A 15,866-nucleotide genomic window follows, 5' to 3' on the forward strand; every position below is an offset into this window, starting at 1 on the left:
ATATAAATAAGGGCGTTGTTATTGCTAAAATTGTGCTTCTGACGTCGTGTGCGAAAACAGCAACTCATGTTACCATAGGCTGTTTTTGCCACCTGATGAAAGATGCTCATGCGATACCCTTCTAAACGCCGTCATTACTCTACTGCTGCAACCAAAATCACCATGCTTTGTCGTCATTTGCGACCGCTGAACCAACCTAATAAACGTCTATCTAGGTTAGCGTTATTGGCAGCGGTTGTAGTCGCGCCGATACATGCACAAGCCGTGTTGCCAGCAGCCATTCAAAAAGCCTTGGCGCGTGCCGACTTGACAGAAGCAGATATCAGCATCGTGATTACCCCTGTGGGTGACAAAACTGCCAGTCGTCTGCCGACTCCTATTCAAGTCATTGATAGTAATGAATCTGACAGCCAATCTGCATCTACTATAGTATCTGAACACCCAGTTATAAACGCCTCTACGGATACAATTAGCAGCGACCCGAGCCATCAGAGCGCGTTAATGACCATAGAGCAGCGCACCATTGAAAAGCACGAGCAAAAAATACATGCTTATACCGATGACCCTTATACTTATCAGAGCGTAGAGAGCATTCCAACGGTTATCCCTGATGAATCTCAGCATACGCTTACTCAGAATGCCAAAGCCCAAAGCAACGCTAGCACCGATAAAAACGCTATAAAAATCTCATTTTCGCCTTTGCTAAATCATCAGTCCGATATCCCTCGCACGCCTGCCAGCACCATGAAGCTCGTGCCCAGTTTTATCGCGTTAGACACGTTAGGGGCGGATTTTGTGTGGCATACGCGGGTGTATCATACTGGCCTTGTCATCGGTGACCGTCTATATGGTGACTTGATTATTCAAGGAAGTGGCGACCCAAAAATGACTCACGAGCGCTTAAAACAGTTACTGTATAAAGTGCAAGCATCAGGTATTCGTCATATCGATGGTGACATCATCATTGACAGCGCAGTTTTTAATAATGTTAGTAAAGATCCTGCCGCCTTTGATAACTCACCGCTACGCCCTTATAACGCCAGCCCTGATGGGTTTTTGGTTAACTTTAGCACCATTGGCATCAAAACTTACCCTCAAGATAATGGCCAAGCAAGTGTGACCTATAAGCCGCGGTTAGCAGACTATCAGCTGCCTGCTACAATCAATACCCGTGCAGCCAGTTGTGGGCAAGCAAGCTATAGCCTAGCGCCGCAGTGGCAAAACGCGCAGCTTGTGTTAAATACCAGTCTGCCAGAGAGCTGCGGCGAGCATGTCTTTTACGTGGCATATCCCAATGCCAAAGAGTTTGCTGCACACGTCATCGCTGCCAAATGGCAAGCGTGGGGGAATACTTTGAGTGGACAAGTAATCTCACAAGAAACCCCTTACGATATGACCAAGACGACAAAACGAGCGCACGGGCTTACGGCTATCGCGATGTCTCCTCTACCTATGGTCAGCTATCCGTCATTGAATTTAACCGAGCAGATTCATGACATTAACCACTTCTCAAACAATGTCATGGCTGAGCAAGTGGCGTTATCTATAGGCGCTTACGATAAAGGAAGACTGAATCAATCAATACCGTCTAACACAACTGCGACTAGTCCAAGCAGTCATGAAGTCAAAGCTAGTAATGAGGTGGATAACAAAGTAGCGGCTGATAAATCTAGTGGCAAAAAGGCTGATAGCTTATATCAGTTTGGTAAACCTGCTACGACAGACTATCCTACGGCCTTACAAACCATCAATCAATGGTGGCAAACCAACCTCAGTACGCCGCCGCCCCATTTGACCAATGGCTCAGGACTTTGCCGTGAGTGTACAATCACTGCCGCCAACCTAAGCGAGCTCCTGACTTATGCTTATAGTCGACCAAATTTTGATGCTTATGTCGATTCGTTAGGTGTCGCTGGGGTTAGTGGCACTATTGCCGCCCATAGCAATCGCTTGCCTGAATCTGTAGCCACTGGCCGCGCATGGATAAAAACTGGCACGTTAAATAACGTCACTTCAATGGCAGGTTACGTCAAAGGACTGTCAGGACAGGATTACGTTGTCGTCGGTATAATCAATACTGATCAAGCATTAAATCCTTATGCAGCGCGACCTGTATTAGATGTCATGCTCGACTGGACAGCACAGCGTTGATATTTTAATTAACGCTTTAAGTCGACTTATTATCAATAATCTATTTTTTACCTTTATAAAGGTTAGCTTATGTCACGCCAGACAACCAGTCTCAACAAACCTCAGATGCTTATACAAGTGCAGCCTAAACTGGCTCGATATGTCGGTTTTTTTGCGATTGGATACACGCTCGCTAGTACCATATTTATGATGATACAGACCAAGCTTGCGCTCAATCCACAACTGGTCATGGTAGTTTCTGTTATCGTGGGTGCTTACATCGCTGTCAGTAAATTTATCAAACATCAGAAACGAGTATTAGCGCGAGATGAGATTAATAAGTTGATGTTTGGTGGGGTTGTGATTGTCTGGATGCTGACGGTCATTTATTTTTCAGCTATCTGGTTTTGGCTGTTTGATACGATAAGCCGTGAGGTATTGTTTGAGATGGCGATGCAACGTCCACTACCTCTGCTTTCATCATTAATGCTAATGCTGGTTCTCACTCTAGTCAGTGCGCGAATCAGTCTATGGGCTATCAATCGATTATTAGACCCTATACGCAAATCAACGTAAGTACAAACCATCATCTACAAGGTGCTACAAAGTTTTCCCCTGCTAATGCGTAAAATCCGTTAGGCTAAGTTTAGGGCGTGTCATTATTTTAAGAATAGTACTAAAAATGAGACAAAGTAAGACGCGCCCTAGTAAGTAGTATTTTAGCGATGACTTGTTTTACCTTTATAATAGGAGCGAACATGATGGACATGATCTTTTTTGACAACATAGACAAGCTTGGTCGTATTGTTTTGACGACTGTTATGGTTTACGTGTTGATCGTGACAGTCACCAAAATCTCTGGCAAACGCTCAACGTCGCAGCTTAACAACTTCGATTGGATCGTGACGGTCATGATCGGCTCGTTGGGTGCCAGTACAATTTTGCTCAAAGACATTCCCTTTGTTGAAGGGGTTTCGTCTATTTTAGTGCTGTACCTATTGCAATTTGTGGTGACCAAATATGCGTCTGTTTCACCGCAATTTAGTAACTTTATTTTGTCAGAGCCGCGTATCGTTTTTTATCAAGGGCAGTTTTTGCCAGATGCCATGCGTGATGAGCGTTTGACGCGTCAAGAAATCGAATGTGCCATGCGTTCTGAAGGGATTAATAGTTTTGATGATGTCGAAGCTATTGTTTTTGAGTCTGATGCAAAGCTGACTGTCATTCCAAAGCCAAGCCAAACGGACGATCGAAGCGCAAGTAGCAACGTATCAGAGACGATTAACCCTCTGATGTAAGTTGCAGACAATGAAGAACGAGCGATACAACTATCAAGAACACACCCTAGTAAGCTTGAATTCAATTATCGAGATGGTAAGTATTATGAAAGTAAGGATTTTGACCGTTGGCAATAAAATGCCTAGCTGGGTACAGACGGGTTTTGACGAATATTACAAACGCATTCAACCGATGCTAAGCACAGAAATTGTCGAAATTGCGGCAGCCAAGCGGGCAAAAAACCCTTCAGATGCTAATTTGGCACAGTACCGTGAGCAAGAAGGTCAGGCCATACTAGCCGCTCATAATGCATCAAGCCGCGAGCAATTATGGGTACTAGATGTTAAAGGCAAGATGATTTCGACCGAAGGACTGGCTGATAAACTCGCTGATGGCATGCTACAAGGCGATGATATTGCCTTGGTCATCGGCGGCGCAGATGGCGTCTCACCAGAAGTATTGGCAAAGGCCGATGCAAAATTATCACTATCAGCACTGACATTGCCGCATCCGCTAGTACGCGTCGTACTTATGGAACAATTGTATCGCGCGATGAGTATCAATAATAACCACCCTTATCACCGTGGTAATTAAATAAAATACTAATCTATTTTTTGATTTGAAACATCAACCCTAAAATAGATTGAAAAACTGGCGCACGCCCTAATAAATGCAACATGAAATATCCAAAACGTGCGACACCCAACGCCTCTAAGACCTCTCATCAACGTGATGACCATCATAGTGTGCAGACGCCTATCACAGCGGCTGCCGCATGGGAAAATACGTCTGATGTAGCGACGAATACATCTAAGCTACCAGCGCTCTTTATTTCGCATGGCGCGCCTACGCTTGCAATTGAGCAGTCTGCGACGACCAGTGCACTGGCACGTATCGGTCAAAACTTACCTAAGCCACGAGCCATCGTCATTATGTCAGCGCATTGGCAGTCAGCAAAGCTAGAGATTAGCAGTAATCCACAGCCAAAGACGTGGCATGACTTTTCAGGATTTTCGCCTGAACTTTACGACATTCAGTATCCTGCTATAGGCCAACCAGCGCTGGCTGAGACACTTGCTCAGCAGCTGACCGCACGTGGTATCACTTGTAGTGTCAATCCAGTACGTGCCTGTGATCATGGTGTGTGGGCACCGCTCAGACACCTGTACCCAGAAGCCGATGTGCCTATCGTACAGATATCATTGCCGCAGCATTATGACAGTATTGCCTGCTATCAGTTAGGCGCGCAGTTAGCACATTTACGTGATGAGCAAATCCTCGTCATCGGTTCAGGTAACATTACGCATAATTTGCAAGCATTGCGCTGGGAAGCTGACAGCATCGATCAAGCAGCCAAAACGTTTAAGCAGTGGTTGTTGCAGCAGCTCAAAATAGACATTCCCACGGCGCTCGACTGGCAGCAGTACCCAGACTACAAGGACATTCATCCAAGTGATGAGCACTTGCTACCGCTGTTTTTTGCATTAGGTACTGGTCAGCGCGTCTCTGTCGTTCATCAAAGTATGGCTCATCATAGTTTGGGTATGGATATCTATCGTTTTGACTGATTGAGTGCGACCAATGCGAACACTAAAATTTAACCCTACTTCTCAAAAGCGTGTTTGGTAAATAAACCTGCACGCTCCATCTCGCCCGCCACACTGAATAATGTTGCTTCATCATTCATGCGCCCGATTAACTGCATACCAATCGGTAGGCCTTTTTTGCTCATACCGACTGGTACTGACATCGCGGGTAACCCTGTAACATTACCCAATAGCGTAAAACCCATCTTACCTAATACAGGGGCACTGAGCTTTTCTATCATGCCTGAGCTAAAGGCGTATCTACCCATATTAAAGCCCTTGTTAAGCACCTCGGCGCTACGCATCATCATCTCATCCATACGGCTAGGCGGTAGTACACCATGCTTTACCGCAGGTGTGGGCACAGTCGGGCACAAAATCATGTCGTAGTCTTCTAGCAATAGACCCGTCTGATACTGGCTATGATGCCAGCCATGTTTGGCATGTGCCAAATCAACCGCTGACAATGAGCGCCCAAGCAGCGCCATATTATAAGTTTGTGGCTCTAGGTTTTTGATGTGATCAGCCCCAAACTCACGCTCGATATTATCAATCGTAAAAGCAGTATGCGCGCAGACTACAACGATAAAGTCATGCCAAAACTGCTCGATATTGATGTTTGGCTCGGCTGGTACTACTTCATGACCCATAGACTCTAATTGCTTAGCCGTTTGGTCAAGTACCGCCAGCACCTCTTTGTCCACTGTCGTATTGGCTATCAAAGGCTGCTGATGCAAAGCAATTTTTAGCTTTCGCGGTGCCCGCATTGCCGCTTGCAAAAAAGTGCCGTCTGGCGGAGCTATAACATAAGGGGCACCAATCTCTGCTCCACTAGTGGCATCTAGCATCGCTGCACTATCGCGCACTGAACGCGTAATCACATGGTCAGCCACGGCGCCTTCCCAGCCTTCACCAAGATTAGGGCCCATTGGATTACGTCCGCGGCTTGGCTTTAACCCAAACGTACCGCACCAAGCAGATGGAAAACGTATCGAGCCGCCACCATCACCGCCGCCTGCCATTGGTACAATACCGCTCGCAACTGCTGCTGCACTGCCCCCTGACGAGCCGCCAGAACTGTAGCCTTTTTTAAAAGGATTGTGAGTAGCACCATGCGCTTTTGGCTCAGTAGTGATAATCAAACCAAACTCAGGCGTGTTAGTCTTGCCAAAGGTGTTGACCCCTGTCGCTTTCATCCGTTTGACGATTTCGCTGTCTTTTTCTGAAATGATATTGACACTGCGGCTACCCATTGTAATCGGCTCGTCAGCGAAGCTAAATGACAAATCTTTTAGTAAATACGGCACGCCAGTAAATACACCTGAAGGCAAACCCGTCTGCGCAGCATTGTATGCACGCTCATCAAAACGATGCACAATAGCGTTTAGCTTAGGGTTGATTTGATTGGCTTGATGGACAGCAGCATCTAGCAATTCCTTTGCGCTGACCTCACCTGAATTAACCAATGCCGCTAAGGCGAGCCCATCATACTGAGTATATTCTTTAAACATAACTAACCTTCCTTGGAGAGTAACTTTATTAAGACTATGTAGCACTCATATTTTCTAAAACTGATGACTATTTTTTCATCAACTCTTGTCAGTTTAGTATAAAAAACCGTGCCTGATATTTCATAAACGGACTCGTTAGTCATCTGGTCGATTTCGGCAACCAATGAACCAGTATGCGAATCTGCTCTTCAAGCCCTAGAACGTATTTAATAGTAAAAGCTTACTTCTAAACCTACAATTTATGAAAGTATTATCAAGTTTTTTCCATAAAAAAACGAGCCATTCTCATGACTCGCTTTTTCGTTATCAACTTAATAATTAATCCTACATCAATAGTTCACGTTTGCCACTTTTGCCCATCGAGCTGACCAATCCAGCTTCTTCCATAGAGTCGACAATACGCGCAGCACGGTTATAGCCGATGCTGAATTTACGCTGAATGCTTGAAGCAGAAACTTTACGTGTTTCCATGATAAAGGCCACGGCATCATTATATAAATCATCATCTTCACCAGAGGCATTGGCTGTACTACCACCGCCTGGGCTAGACAATTCAAAGTTGCCTGCCATGTTATCAATATAATCAGGAGCGCCGCGCTCACGCCAAGCGTCACAGACACGGTTAACTTCTTCATCGCTGACATAGGCACCATGTACACGATCTGGCTCAATTTGCCCTGGTCCCAAGAACAACATATCGCCGTTACCCAGCATGTCCTCTGCACCGCCGCTATCTAGAATCGTACGTGAATCGACTTTTGAGTTGACTCGTAGTGCTGCACGCACTGGGATGTTGGCTTTAATCAGACCCGTAATGACATCGACTGACGGACGCTGAGTCGCTAGCATTAAGTGAATACCAGCAGCACGCGATTTTTGTGCCAAGCGTGTGATGAGCTCTTCAGCTTGTTTACCGACCTGCATAATCATATCGGCGAACTCATCCGCGACAATGACAATCATGGGTAAGGTTTTTAGCTTGGGTGCTTGGCTAATACTTACGCTGTCATTTGGTCGCCATAGAGGATCGAGCATTGGATTGCCTGACTTCTCCGCCGCGATGACCTTCTTGTTAAACTCATTGAGCTTACGAACCTTTAGCAAACTCATCAGCTGATAGCGACGTTCCATCTCGGCCACACACCATGACAAGCTACTGGCCGCTTCCGTCATATCGGTGACTACTGGCGTTAGTAAATGCGGAATATCATTATAGTTAGCAAGCTCTAACTGCTTTGGATCAATCAAAATAAGACGAAGCTCATTGGGTGTATATTTGAGTAGCATCGATAGTAGCATCGAGTTGACCAATACTGACTTACCAGAGCCTGTGGTACCAGCGACCAGCATATGCGGCGCACGCGCAAGGTCGGTAATGATTGGGTTTCCACCGATGTCTTTGCCCATCGCCATGCTAATCTGCGCTTTCGGGTCTTTGAACGTTTCTGTATTGAGCAGTTCAATCAAACGTACCATTTCACGTTTCTTGTTAGGCACTTCGATACCGATGTAGGGTTTGCCTGGAATTACTTCGACCACACGCAAAGAAGCCATTGATAGTGAACGCGCTAAATCACGCGAGATACCTGTGACTTTACTAGCCTTCACCCCAGCAGCCAACTCCACTTCGAAACGAGTAACAACAGGGCCAGGGATGGCATTAACCACAGAAGCCTTTACGTTAAATTCTTGTAGCTTAATTTCTAATAACTCAGATAACTTTTCAAGCTCAGCCACAGTGTAGCTAGGCTTGCGGTCAGGATCAGGCTTATCCAATATAGAGACTTCTGGAATAGGCGTTAGACTGCTGCGATAAGCTGCCGTTTGCATCGAGCGTGATTTCTGACTGAAGGCTGCATCATCACTAATATGCGGCATAACCGGTACATTGATGTCGTCATCACTGTCGTCCTCTGGCATCATATCAGTGATATGGTTGCTGCTATCGCCCTCTGGGACAGCAAAACTAACAGATGGTTGCACGGGCGCTTTAGGCTCAGACTGTACATTTGAGACTGGGCTAGTTACTTCCACCGTTGGCGCTGCTTTTGGATTGGCAGGAGGCGTATTGGTTGGTGTCATGTCTGACACATCTGACAATGCAGGCTCAGTCTCTACTGTTATCGGAGCAACTTCAGACTCAGAGACTACTGCTGTCTTTTCAGTATGGGGCAAATCTACAGGCGTATCAAACGGCTGATTGGCTGAATCCTGTGCAAAGATAATAGGCTCTTCTACGATAGGTTCTGGCGTCTTCTCTGGTACGATTAGCTCAGCTGCTACAGTTTCCTGAACAGGCTTAGAGTCTTCAGACGTTTCTACAACAGATTCTGTAGGTTCTGATATATCAGCATGCTCCGCCAACCATGCTTCTGCCAACTTATCCACTTCTGCAGTCTCATGTGTCGTAGAGATTTTAGGCTCAGCAGGTTCAATGACTGGCTGACTGGCTAAATTACTACTTACTGACTCATCAACTGATGACTGAGCTAATGATTCTTTATCATATATATCTGGTTGATCAACCGCTTCCGTCACTGTAGTTGCTGTAGTGGCAGGCACTGCTTTCTCTAATGATGCTGTGGTACTAGTACCCGTTTGGGAATAGTTAGGTACAGGCATAGCCGAACTGTCCATGCCATTGGCACTGTAAGCCATTTGCTCACTTGCGAGCAAATCATCGACAGTATTGGCATCATTCCACGCAAAGCTTGGCTCAACTTTGCGAGTAACAGGTGCAGTCAAGTTTAAGGCTAACGGCTGGACTGTACTATTAACCGTATTGTCAGTAGAGTTATTAATCGAGCCTATATCGGTATTTGCCTGCTCATTTTTGACATTACTAGGTGTTGCCGCTGCTTTCGCTGCGATGACAGAGGCTTTGACACTATCTGCCAGCCCTGAGGTTGCCAAAAAGTCTGACAATACACTACCGAAACGCCCACTACTGCTGACGTCTTGAGTACCGCTATTATTTTCCGCAGACTGCAACTCAAGTGGCAGTTGCTCATGCTCTAATTTTTTATCTACCGACTCATCTAAGTTTTGGCTATCACCTTGTAATGCAATACTCGGTTCAGTAGCGTCGATAGTATCCTGACTTTTTACACCTGAGCCAAGCCATGATAGTGCACGAACCTTTTGATATATCGTCATCCAATGGATATTAAAGGCAAACGTAGCGGTAATCACAACAAATACTGCTAAGAAAACCACACTCCCCCACTGCGATAGCAGCTGTGCCAAACGCGCCTGTAACTCTAGCCCAATGATACCACCAGCGACACCTTCGAGGCCGATTGCGTCAGGGTTCGTGACTTGCTGAACTAGAGAAACCAATTGTGCGAATAATGCGCTAGCACTTAATAGCAAAAACACATAAGCGACCAATCGCATGAGCCAAAACGTTGGCTTGTTTTCCCACCAAATTAGAATAGATTCGTAAACCACAAACGCCAAAAACCACCAAGCACCAAACCCAAAAAAGCTATAAAGCAAATCGGATAACCATGCGCCTGCCTCGCCGCCCATATTATTAATCGTGGTCATATCACTACTGATGTGCGACCAGCTAGGATCGTTGCCTGTATAAGTCATCAAAATGACAAACAGATAAACGGCCAGTATTAACCCAAGGAGGGTAAACATTCCCTTTTTTAAATACTCAATAAGCGGTGCTGATATCACGTAAGATCTGCCTTGTTATTAATACTAAATGGTCGCCAATGCATGACTAAGCCTAATCATGCTGACATAAAGTGTTGACATAAATGTACCGCGCGAAGTGTTTATTTGGCATGTGCCGATCATAGAGCCTTAAAACAACCGTTATCGCTTGGCTCCTACTACACTTGGCATAACTTCTTATAATAACAAATACATAGGTGCAGTGGCGACAGTCTTATCAAGAAAGCGTGTAAGAAAGTAAATCAGTAGACACTTTGCGTAAGAAAACAGCTGGTTAGCGAAACACGAGTGGCAAAATATGGCTAACTGTATTGCCTAAATTCTATAAAATAGTCTCTGTTTTTGCACTTATGTTCCAAAGTTATTTATTCTTTGATTCTAATGATACCTGTGTTTGTTTTAGCAAACTTGCACTTTGTGCGCTGTGCCCTTATGTTATTATCACACAGCAATTAGAAGAAGCATATTCGTAGTCATTTTTGATATTCCTCTTTTATTATATTTATAACTTACATTTTTAATTCGTATATTTAGCAAGGAACAACTCATGGCAACTGACACTACTGCTCCACGTCACGAAAAGCTCATTATTTTAGGCTCAGGCCCTGCTGGCTACTCTGCAGCCGTTTATGCAGCGCGCGCTAACCTTAAGCCAGTTATGGTTACTGGTATGGAAGTCGGTGGACAATTAACCACCACTACTGAAGTCGACAACTGGCCTGGCGATGCGCATGATTTGACAGGTCCTGCATTGATGGAACGGATGAAAGCGCACGCTGAACGTTTCGGTACTGAGCTGGTCTATGATCATATCAACGAAGTAAACCTAAACGAGCGTCCTTTTCAATTGACAGGTAACAACGGTAGCTATACTTGTGACGCACTCATTATCTCAACTGGTGCCTCTGCACAGTACTTGGGACTAGAATCAGAGACTAAGTTCAGAGGGCTTGGTGTATCAGCCTGCGCCACTTGTGATGGTTTCTTTTATAAAAACCAAAAAGTTGCGGTGATTGGTGGTGGTAATACAGCGGTTGAAGAAGCTTTGTACTTATCTAATATTGCGTCTGAAGTGACCTTAGTACATCGCCGTGATAGCTTGCGCTCTGAAAAAATTCTGCAAGACAAGCTATTTGAAAAAGCCAAAAATGGTAATGTCAAAATCGAATGGAACCATCAAGTAAAAGAAGTGGTCGGTGATGATATGGGCGTCAATGGCGTCGTTATCGAATCGATGATTGATGGCAGCACTAAGCAACTAGATACAATGGGTATGTTTGTCGCTATTGGTCATAAGCCAAATACTGACTTGTTCAAAGGTCAATTAGACATGAAAGATGGCTATCTGATCGTTAATAGTGGCTTGAATGGTAATGCCACTCAGACCAGTATCGAAGGTGTGTTTGCCGCAGGTGACGTAGCTGATCACGTTTACCGTCAAGCCATCACTTCTGCTGGCACTGGCTGTATGGCTGCGCTAGATGCTGAAAAGTACTTGGATGCACTGGGCGAAACCGTCGCTCGTGATCACACTTACGATTCAACCCTAACTGCAGATAAAGAAGCCTAAATGGGCAACTTTACTCAACAGCACGCTAAACACATTACGCCTGAGACTTTAAAAAGTCTTGGGCGTTATGACTTTCCTGATCCCATTTCTATCGATCCTGATGGTATTGGCATCGTCGCGATGGGCGGTGACCTAGCACCTGAAACGCTGATATCAGCCTATGCTCAAGGACTATTTCCTTGGTTTAACGAAGATGAGCCTATTGCTTGGTGGTGTCCCGAGCCGCGTTGTGTGATTGTTCCCTCTGCCTATCAACCGAGTAAGTCTCTACGTAAGCAAGCAAATCGCGAACGTTGGCAAGTGACGCTTAATCAAGCTTTTGACGATGTCATACATGCCTGTAGCTTACCGCGCAGTGATGGCCTTAATGACAATCATCCCGAAGGCGAGCATACTTGGATTCATGATGAGATGATCGAAGCTTATACTAAATTGCATGCACAAGGCTTTGCTCATAGCATTGAAGTTTGGGACGAAGCAGGTCAACTGATTGGCGGATTATATGGGTTAAAAATAAACGGCATCTATTTTGGTGAATCAATGTTTCACCGAGCCTCTAATGCGTCAAAGCTAGCGTTTTGGGGTCTAATGCGCCTGTGTGAGCAAAGTGATGTCGCACTCGTCGACTGTCAGCTACCGAATGATCATTTGATGAGCTTAGGTGCGACTACCTTACCGCGTGCTGACTTTCTAACTCAGTTAGACAACTTGATAGGCAGCCAGTCTGTGCCATGGCAAAAGCACTCTCATAAACCGTTAGCCGTATCGTTACTGGATAGCGAATCGCCTTGGCAACCAGAGCTATGATTATCATAGCGAAAAAATAAGAGGTTATTATGGCACTTGATACATCGTTTCTATTGATTGGAGAGCTAGCAGCAAAAGCCAATACGACCAAAGATACGGTTCGCCATTACGAGCAATTAGGCCTACTAAAATCTCGCAAGCGTCAGGCAGGCTCACGTTTATATACTGAATTTCATCCAGAATGTATCGAACGCATAGAGCTGATCAAAAGCGCACAAGCTATTGGCTTCACCCTTACTGAAATCAAAAACAGTCTAAATGATTATTATGATGGTCACTTGGATATCGATTCGCAGCTTGAACTAACACAGCAAAAGCTAGAACAAGTTAAAAAACAGCAAGCCAATATCAGCATAATGGTGGAGTTACTGAGCGAACGCTTGGATATTTTAGGTCGAATGAAAGCCGATAGTGATTATCAGCTTGATGTGGAAGTCTGTAAAAAGAAAATTCCTTTACAATAAAGTTTAAATCTTAGTTAATTCCGTTTTTATATAGTAGCTGTTATAGCCACTTTTATTATCGCCGTTTATTTTTATTAAGCTTTACTCACTTCATTAAATATAAGTATGCTGCATGATTAATGCATCGACTGCTGGTTTATGTGGCATTTTATAATAGCCTTTGCGTCTATGAATGATGCTAAACGCTTGTTGCTCGTATAACGCTATTGCCGCTGTATTATCTGCACGTACCTCTAACAAAAGACTTTCTACCTGATTAAGCTGTAACAGCTCATGCAGCCTATTCAATACCTGCGAAGCAATGCCTTGGCGTTGGTGCTCTGGCTCAGTTCCGATACGCAACACCTCTGCTTGCTCAAAAGTCATTTGATATAAGCAATAGCCAACTATCTCACGATGAGAGACACCCTCCTCTTTCGCTTGATCATAAGCAATCAATAGGCAAATACTGTCCTGCTCAAGTAACTCAGTCAATGTTTTCTGGCTCCAAGCATCATCTGGTTGCACCATCGCTTCTATATTAGCGACAGTTTGAATGACGTTTTTGAGTTCTACTGCATTCGTTGGTAATACTTCTATCGCAAACATGATGTTCCTTTCATTTAATTAGTCTCATCATTTGGTTGTACTTAGATTATATAAGTAAGTAACTACATTATTTATTCTTTATCATAAAAAAAGGCCACCCTAAATAGGATGGCCTTTTTTATGACTAATTCATAAGCTCATTGCTGAGACTTAAGTCTTAGTTCAATACGTTAGCAACAACACCAGCGCCTACAGTACGGCCGCCTTCACGAATTGCGAAGCGAAGACCTTTGTCCATAGCGATTGGGTGGATAAGCTCTACGCCCATCTCAACGTTATCGCCAGGCATTACCATTTCAGTACCGTCTTGTAATTGGATTGCACCAGTTACGTCAGTAGTACGGAAGTAGAACTGTGGACGATAGCCGTTTAGGAATGGTGTGTGACGACCACCCTCTTCTTTTGACAATACATATACTTCAGCGTCAAACTTGGTGTGAGGAGTGATTGAACCTGGCTTAGCTAGTACTTGGCCACGTTGTACGTCTTCACGCTTAGTACCACGTAGTAGTACGCCACAGTTTTCGCCTGCACGACCTTCGTCAAGCAGTTTACGGAACATCTCTACACCAGTACAGGTGGTTTTTTGAGTGTCACGGATACCAACGATTTCGATCTCGTCGCCAACTTTAACGATACCAGATTCAACACGGCCTGTTACTACAGTACCACGACCTGAGATTGAGAATACGTCTTCGATTGGCATTAGGAATGCTTTGTCGATGTCACGCTCTGGCTCTGGGATGTAGGTGTCTAGTACGTTTAGTAGTTCTACAACAGCTGGTTGGCCGTATTTTTCTTCTGAGCCTTTTAGGGCTTCAGTAGCAGAACCTTTAACGATAGGAGTGTCGTCGCCTGGGAAGTCATAGTCGTTCAATAGTTCACGAACTTCCATTTCTACTAGCTCTAACAATTCTTCGTCATCAACCATGTCACATTTGTTCATGAATACGATGATGTACGGTACGCCAACCTGACGTGAAAGCAAGATGTGCTCACGAGTCTGTGGCATTGGGCCGTCAGTTGCAGATACTACTAGGATTGCGCCGTCCATCTGGGCAGCACCAGTGATCATGTTTTTAACATAATCGGCGTGACCTGGGCAATCTACGTGTGCGTAGTGACGGCTATCTGTGTCATATTCTACGTGTGAGGTGTTGATTGTGATACCACGTGCTTTTTCTTCTGGTGCTGAGTCAATAGACGCGTAGTCTTTGGCTTCGCCACCAGAGGTGATTGCAGCTACGGTTGCGATTGCAGCGGTAAGGGTTGTTTTACCATGGTCAACGTGTCCGATTGTACCGACGTTGACGTGTGGCTTGTTACGTTCAAACTTGGCCTTTGCCATGGGTATTTCCTCTTTTTTTGGTGAATGATCAATAAAAAGCTGTTTAATGGCTCATAATAGAATTAAATCATCATAAACCTAGCTATCAACCGCACGAACCACTGCTTAAACAATGCTCCGAACTAATTCTTGTATCCGTTATTATACGCTGACTTGTCTTAAATAGTCATACATCTCTCAATCGAAATCAACTTCTCTCTAACTAGTAGATGTAAAACTCGATTGATTATAACCTTTCTTATAACCGTATAATTATCTTGATATGCAAGGTCGCGATATTAGCTGACCGACATCATCAAACAATCCGTAAAATCCGTTAACATATGGAACAACAATCCAATTCCAATGATATTAAAAGGCTTACGAAGAAAGAGTAAAACAAAATACACTAGCATCGCATAATAAGTATGTAACGGATGAAAATTAATGCTACATCTATTTGCCTGAAATATTGGGTTTGCTACCAGATGATCTATATCAACCAGCATGGTCGCAAGCAAAATCAGATATGCTTTCTTCCACTCTTTTTTAAAAAACGCAATCGCGATAAAAAGAGGGAAACCAAAGTGCAAAAAATAGTGTATTAATGTCTGCATACTGACCTATTAGTTTTAGTCTTCTCTATATGAGACCATCAAAACCAATATTTATTAATATACTGACAGCACTAAAAGGCAACACCTCAGTGTCACCTTTGAATCATTGTCTACCGCACTACTGTTATATATTTCAATATTCTATAATTTCGATATCGACGCAAAGTTATATAAATAGCAAAACAAGCATAAAAGGTATAAACAATAAATGGAGCTCATATCGAGAATTGAACTCGAGACCTCTCCCTTACCAAGGGAGTGCTCTACCGCTGAGCTATATGAGCGTATATTGAAACCTTTG

The 15,866-nt window shown here is 44.3% G+C and carries 13 protein-coding genes and 1 tRNA gene; 8 read left to right on the plus strand and 6 right to left on the minus strand.

Translation table 11 applies throughout. The features are described from left to right. The first annotated feature begins 108 nt into the window (after positions 1-108). The 5 genes from ACIGBM_RS00795 to ACIGBM_RS00815 all read left to right on the plus strand — a co-directional run bounded on the left by ACIGBM_RS00795 (position 109) and on the right by ACIGBM_RS00815 (position 4,976). Entirely contained in the window at positions 109-2,151 is a 2,043-nt protein-coding gene (locus ACIGBM_RS00795) for a D-alanyl-D-alanine carboxypeptidase/D-alanyl-D-alanine-endopeptidase (protein ID WP_397476453.1), read from the plus strand. Positions 2,152-2,220: 69 nt separating this feature from the next. Then, positions 2,221-2,706, plus strand: a complete 486-nt coding sequence (locus ACIGBM_RS00800) for an ABZJ_00895 family protein (protein ID WP_397476454.1) — start codon at positions 2,221-2,223, stop codon at positions 2,704-2,706. A gap of 182 nt (positions 2,707-2,888) precedes the next feature. Next, complete coding sequence (locus ACIGBM_RS00805) at positions 2,889-3,428, plus strand: DUF421 domain-containing protein (protein WP_397476455.1); 540 nt, start codon at positions 2,889-2,891, stop codon at positions 3,426-3,428. Between the two features lie 85 nt (positions 3,429-3,513). Further along, positions 3,514-4,002: a 23S rRNA (pseudouridine(1915)-N(3))-methyltransferase RlmH gene (rlmH, locus tag ACIGBM_RS00810; protein ID WP_057758501.1), complete on the plus strand. Its 489-nt coding sequence runs from the start codon at positions 3,514-3,516 to the stop codon at positions 4,000-4,002. 83 nt (positions 4,003-4,085) lie between these two features. Next, complete coding sequence (locus tag ACIGBM_RS00815; protein WP_082624549.1) at positions 4,086-4,976, plus strand: class III extradiol ring-cleavage dioxygenase; 891 nt, start codon at positions 4,086-4,088, stop codon at positions 4,974-4,976. 35 nt (positions 4,977-5,011) lie between these two features. Here ACIGBM_RS00815 and ACIGBM_RS00820 read toward each other — a convergent pair whose 3' ends face one another. Further along, complete coding sequence (locus ACIGBM_RS00820; RefSeq protein WP_057758499.1) at positions 5,012-6,505, minus strand: amidase; 1,494 nt, start codon at positions 6,503-6,505, stop codon at positions 5,012-5,014. A 324-nt stretch (positions 6,506-6,829) separates the two neighbouring features. Continuing rightward, entirely contained in the window at positions 6,830-10,192 is a 3,363-nt protein-coding gene (locus ACIGBM_RS00825; RefSeq protein ID WP_397476456.1) for a DNA translocase FtsK 4TM domain-containing protein, read from the minus strand. A 547-nt stretch (positions 10,193-10,739) separates the two neighbouring features. Between ACIGBM_RS00825 and trxB the strand changes: the two genes are divergently transcribed. The 3 genes from trxB to ACIGBM_RS00840 are packed head-to-tail and all read left to right on the plus strand — an operon-like array spanning position 10,740 to position 13,033. Further along, positions 10,740-11,762 carry a thioredoxin-disulfide reductase gene (trxB, locus tag ACIGBM_RS00830; RefSeq protein WP_057758497.1) on the plus strand — a complete coding sequence of 341 codons (1,023 nt, stop codon included), beginning with the start codon at positions 10,740-10,742 and terminating at the stop codon, positions 11,760-11,762. Beyond that, positions 11,763-12,569 carry a leucyl/phenylalanyl-tRNA--protein transferase gene (gene aat, locus ACIGBM_RS00835; RefSeq protein ID WP_397476457.1) on the plus strand — a complete coding sequence of 269 codons (807 nt, stop codon included), beginning with the start codon at positions 11,763-11,765 and terminating at the stop codon, positions 12,567-12,569. It abuts the gene before it with no gap. Positions 12,570-12,598: 29 nt separating this feature from the next. After that, on the plus strand, positions 12,599-13,033 hold the full coding sequence (locus tag ACIGBM_RS00840; protein ID WP_397476458.1) for a MerR family transcriptional regulator: 435 nt from the start codon (positions 12,599-12,601) through the stop codon (positions 13,031-13,033). A 93-nt stretch (positions 13,034-13,126) separates the two neighbouring features. Here ACIGBM_RS00840 and rimI read toward each other — a convergent pair whose 3' ends face one another. The 4 genes from rimI to ACIGBM_RS00860 all read right to left on the minus strand — a co-directional run bounded on the left by rimI (position 13,127) and on the right by ACIGBM_RS00860 (position 15,849). Continuing rightward, positions 13,127-13,621 (minus strand): ribosomal protein S18-alanine N-acetyltransferase, encoded by a 495-nt coding sequence (gene rimI, locus ACIGBM_RS00845; protein WP_397476459.1) that lies wholly within the window; start codon positions 13,619-13,621, stop codon positions 13,127-13,129. Between the two features lie 157 nt (positions 13,622-13,778). Continuing rightward, positions 13,779-14,969 carry an elongation factor Tu gene (gene tuf / locus ACIGBM_RS00850; RefSeq protein ID WP_057758488.1) on the minus strand — a complete coding sequence of 397 codons (1,191 nt, stop codon included), beginning with the start codon at positions 14,967-14,969 and terminating at the stop codon, positions 13,779-13,781. A 278-nt stretch (positions 14,970-15,247) separates the two neighbouring features. Beyond that, entirely contained in the window at positions 15,248-15,565 is a 318-nt protein-coding gene (locus ACIGBM_RS00855; protein WP_102090523.1) for a DUF6122 family protein, read from the minus strand. A 209-nt stretch (positions 15,566-15,774) separates the two neighbouring features. Next, positions 15,775-15,849, minus strand: a tRNA-Thr gene (locus ACIGBM_RS00860). Positions 15,850-15,866: the final 17 nt, after the last annotated feature.

This window comes from Psychrobacter sp. NPDC077938 (assembly GCF_044542635.1).
Taxonomy (GTDB): Bacteria; Pseudomonadota; Gammaproteobacteria; order Pseudomonadales; family Moraxellaceae; genus Psychrobacter.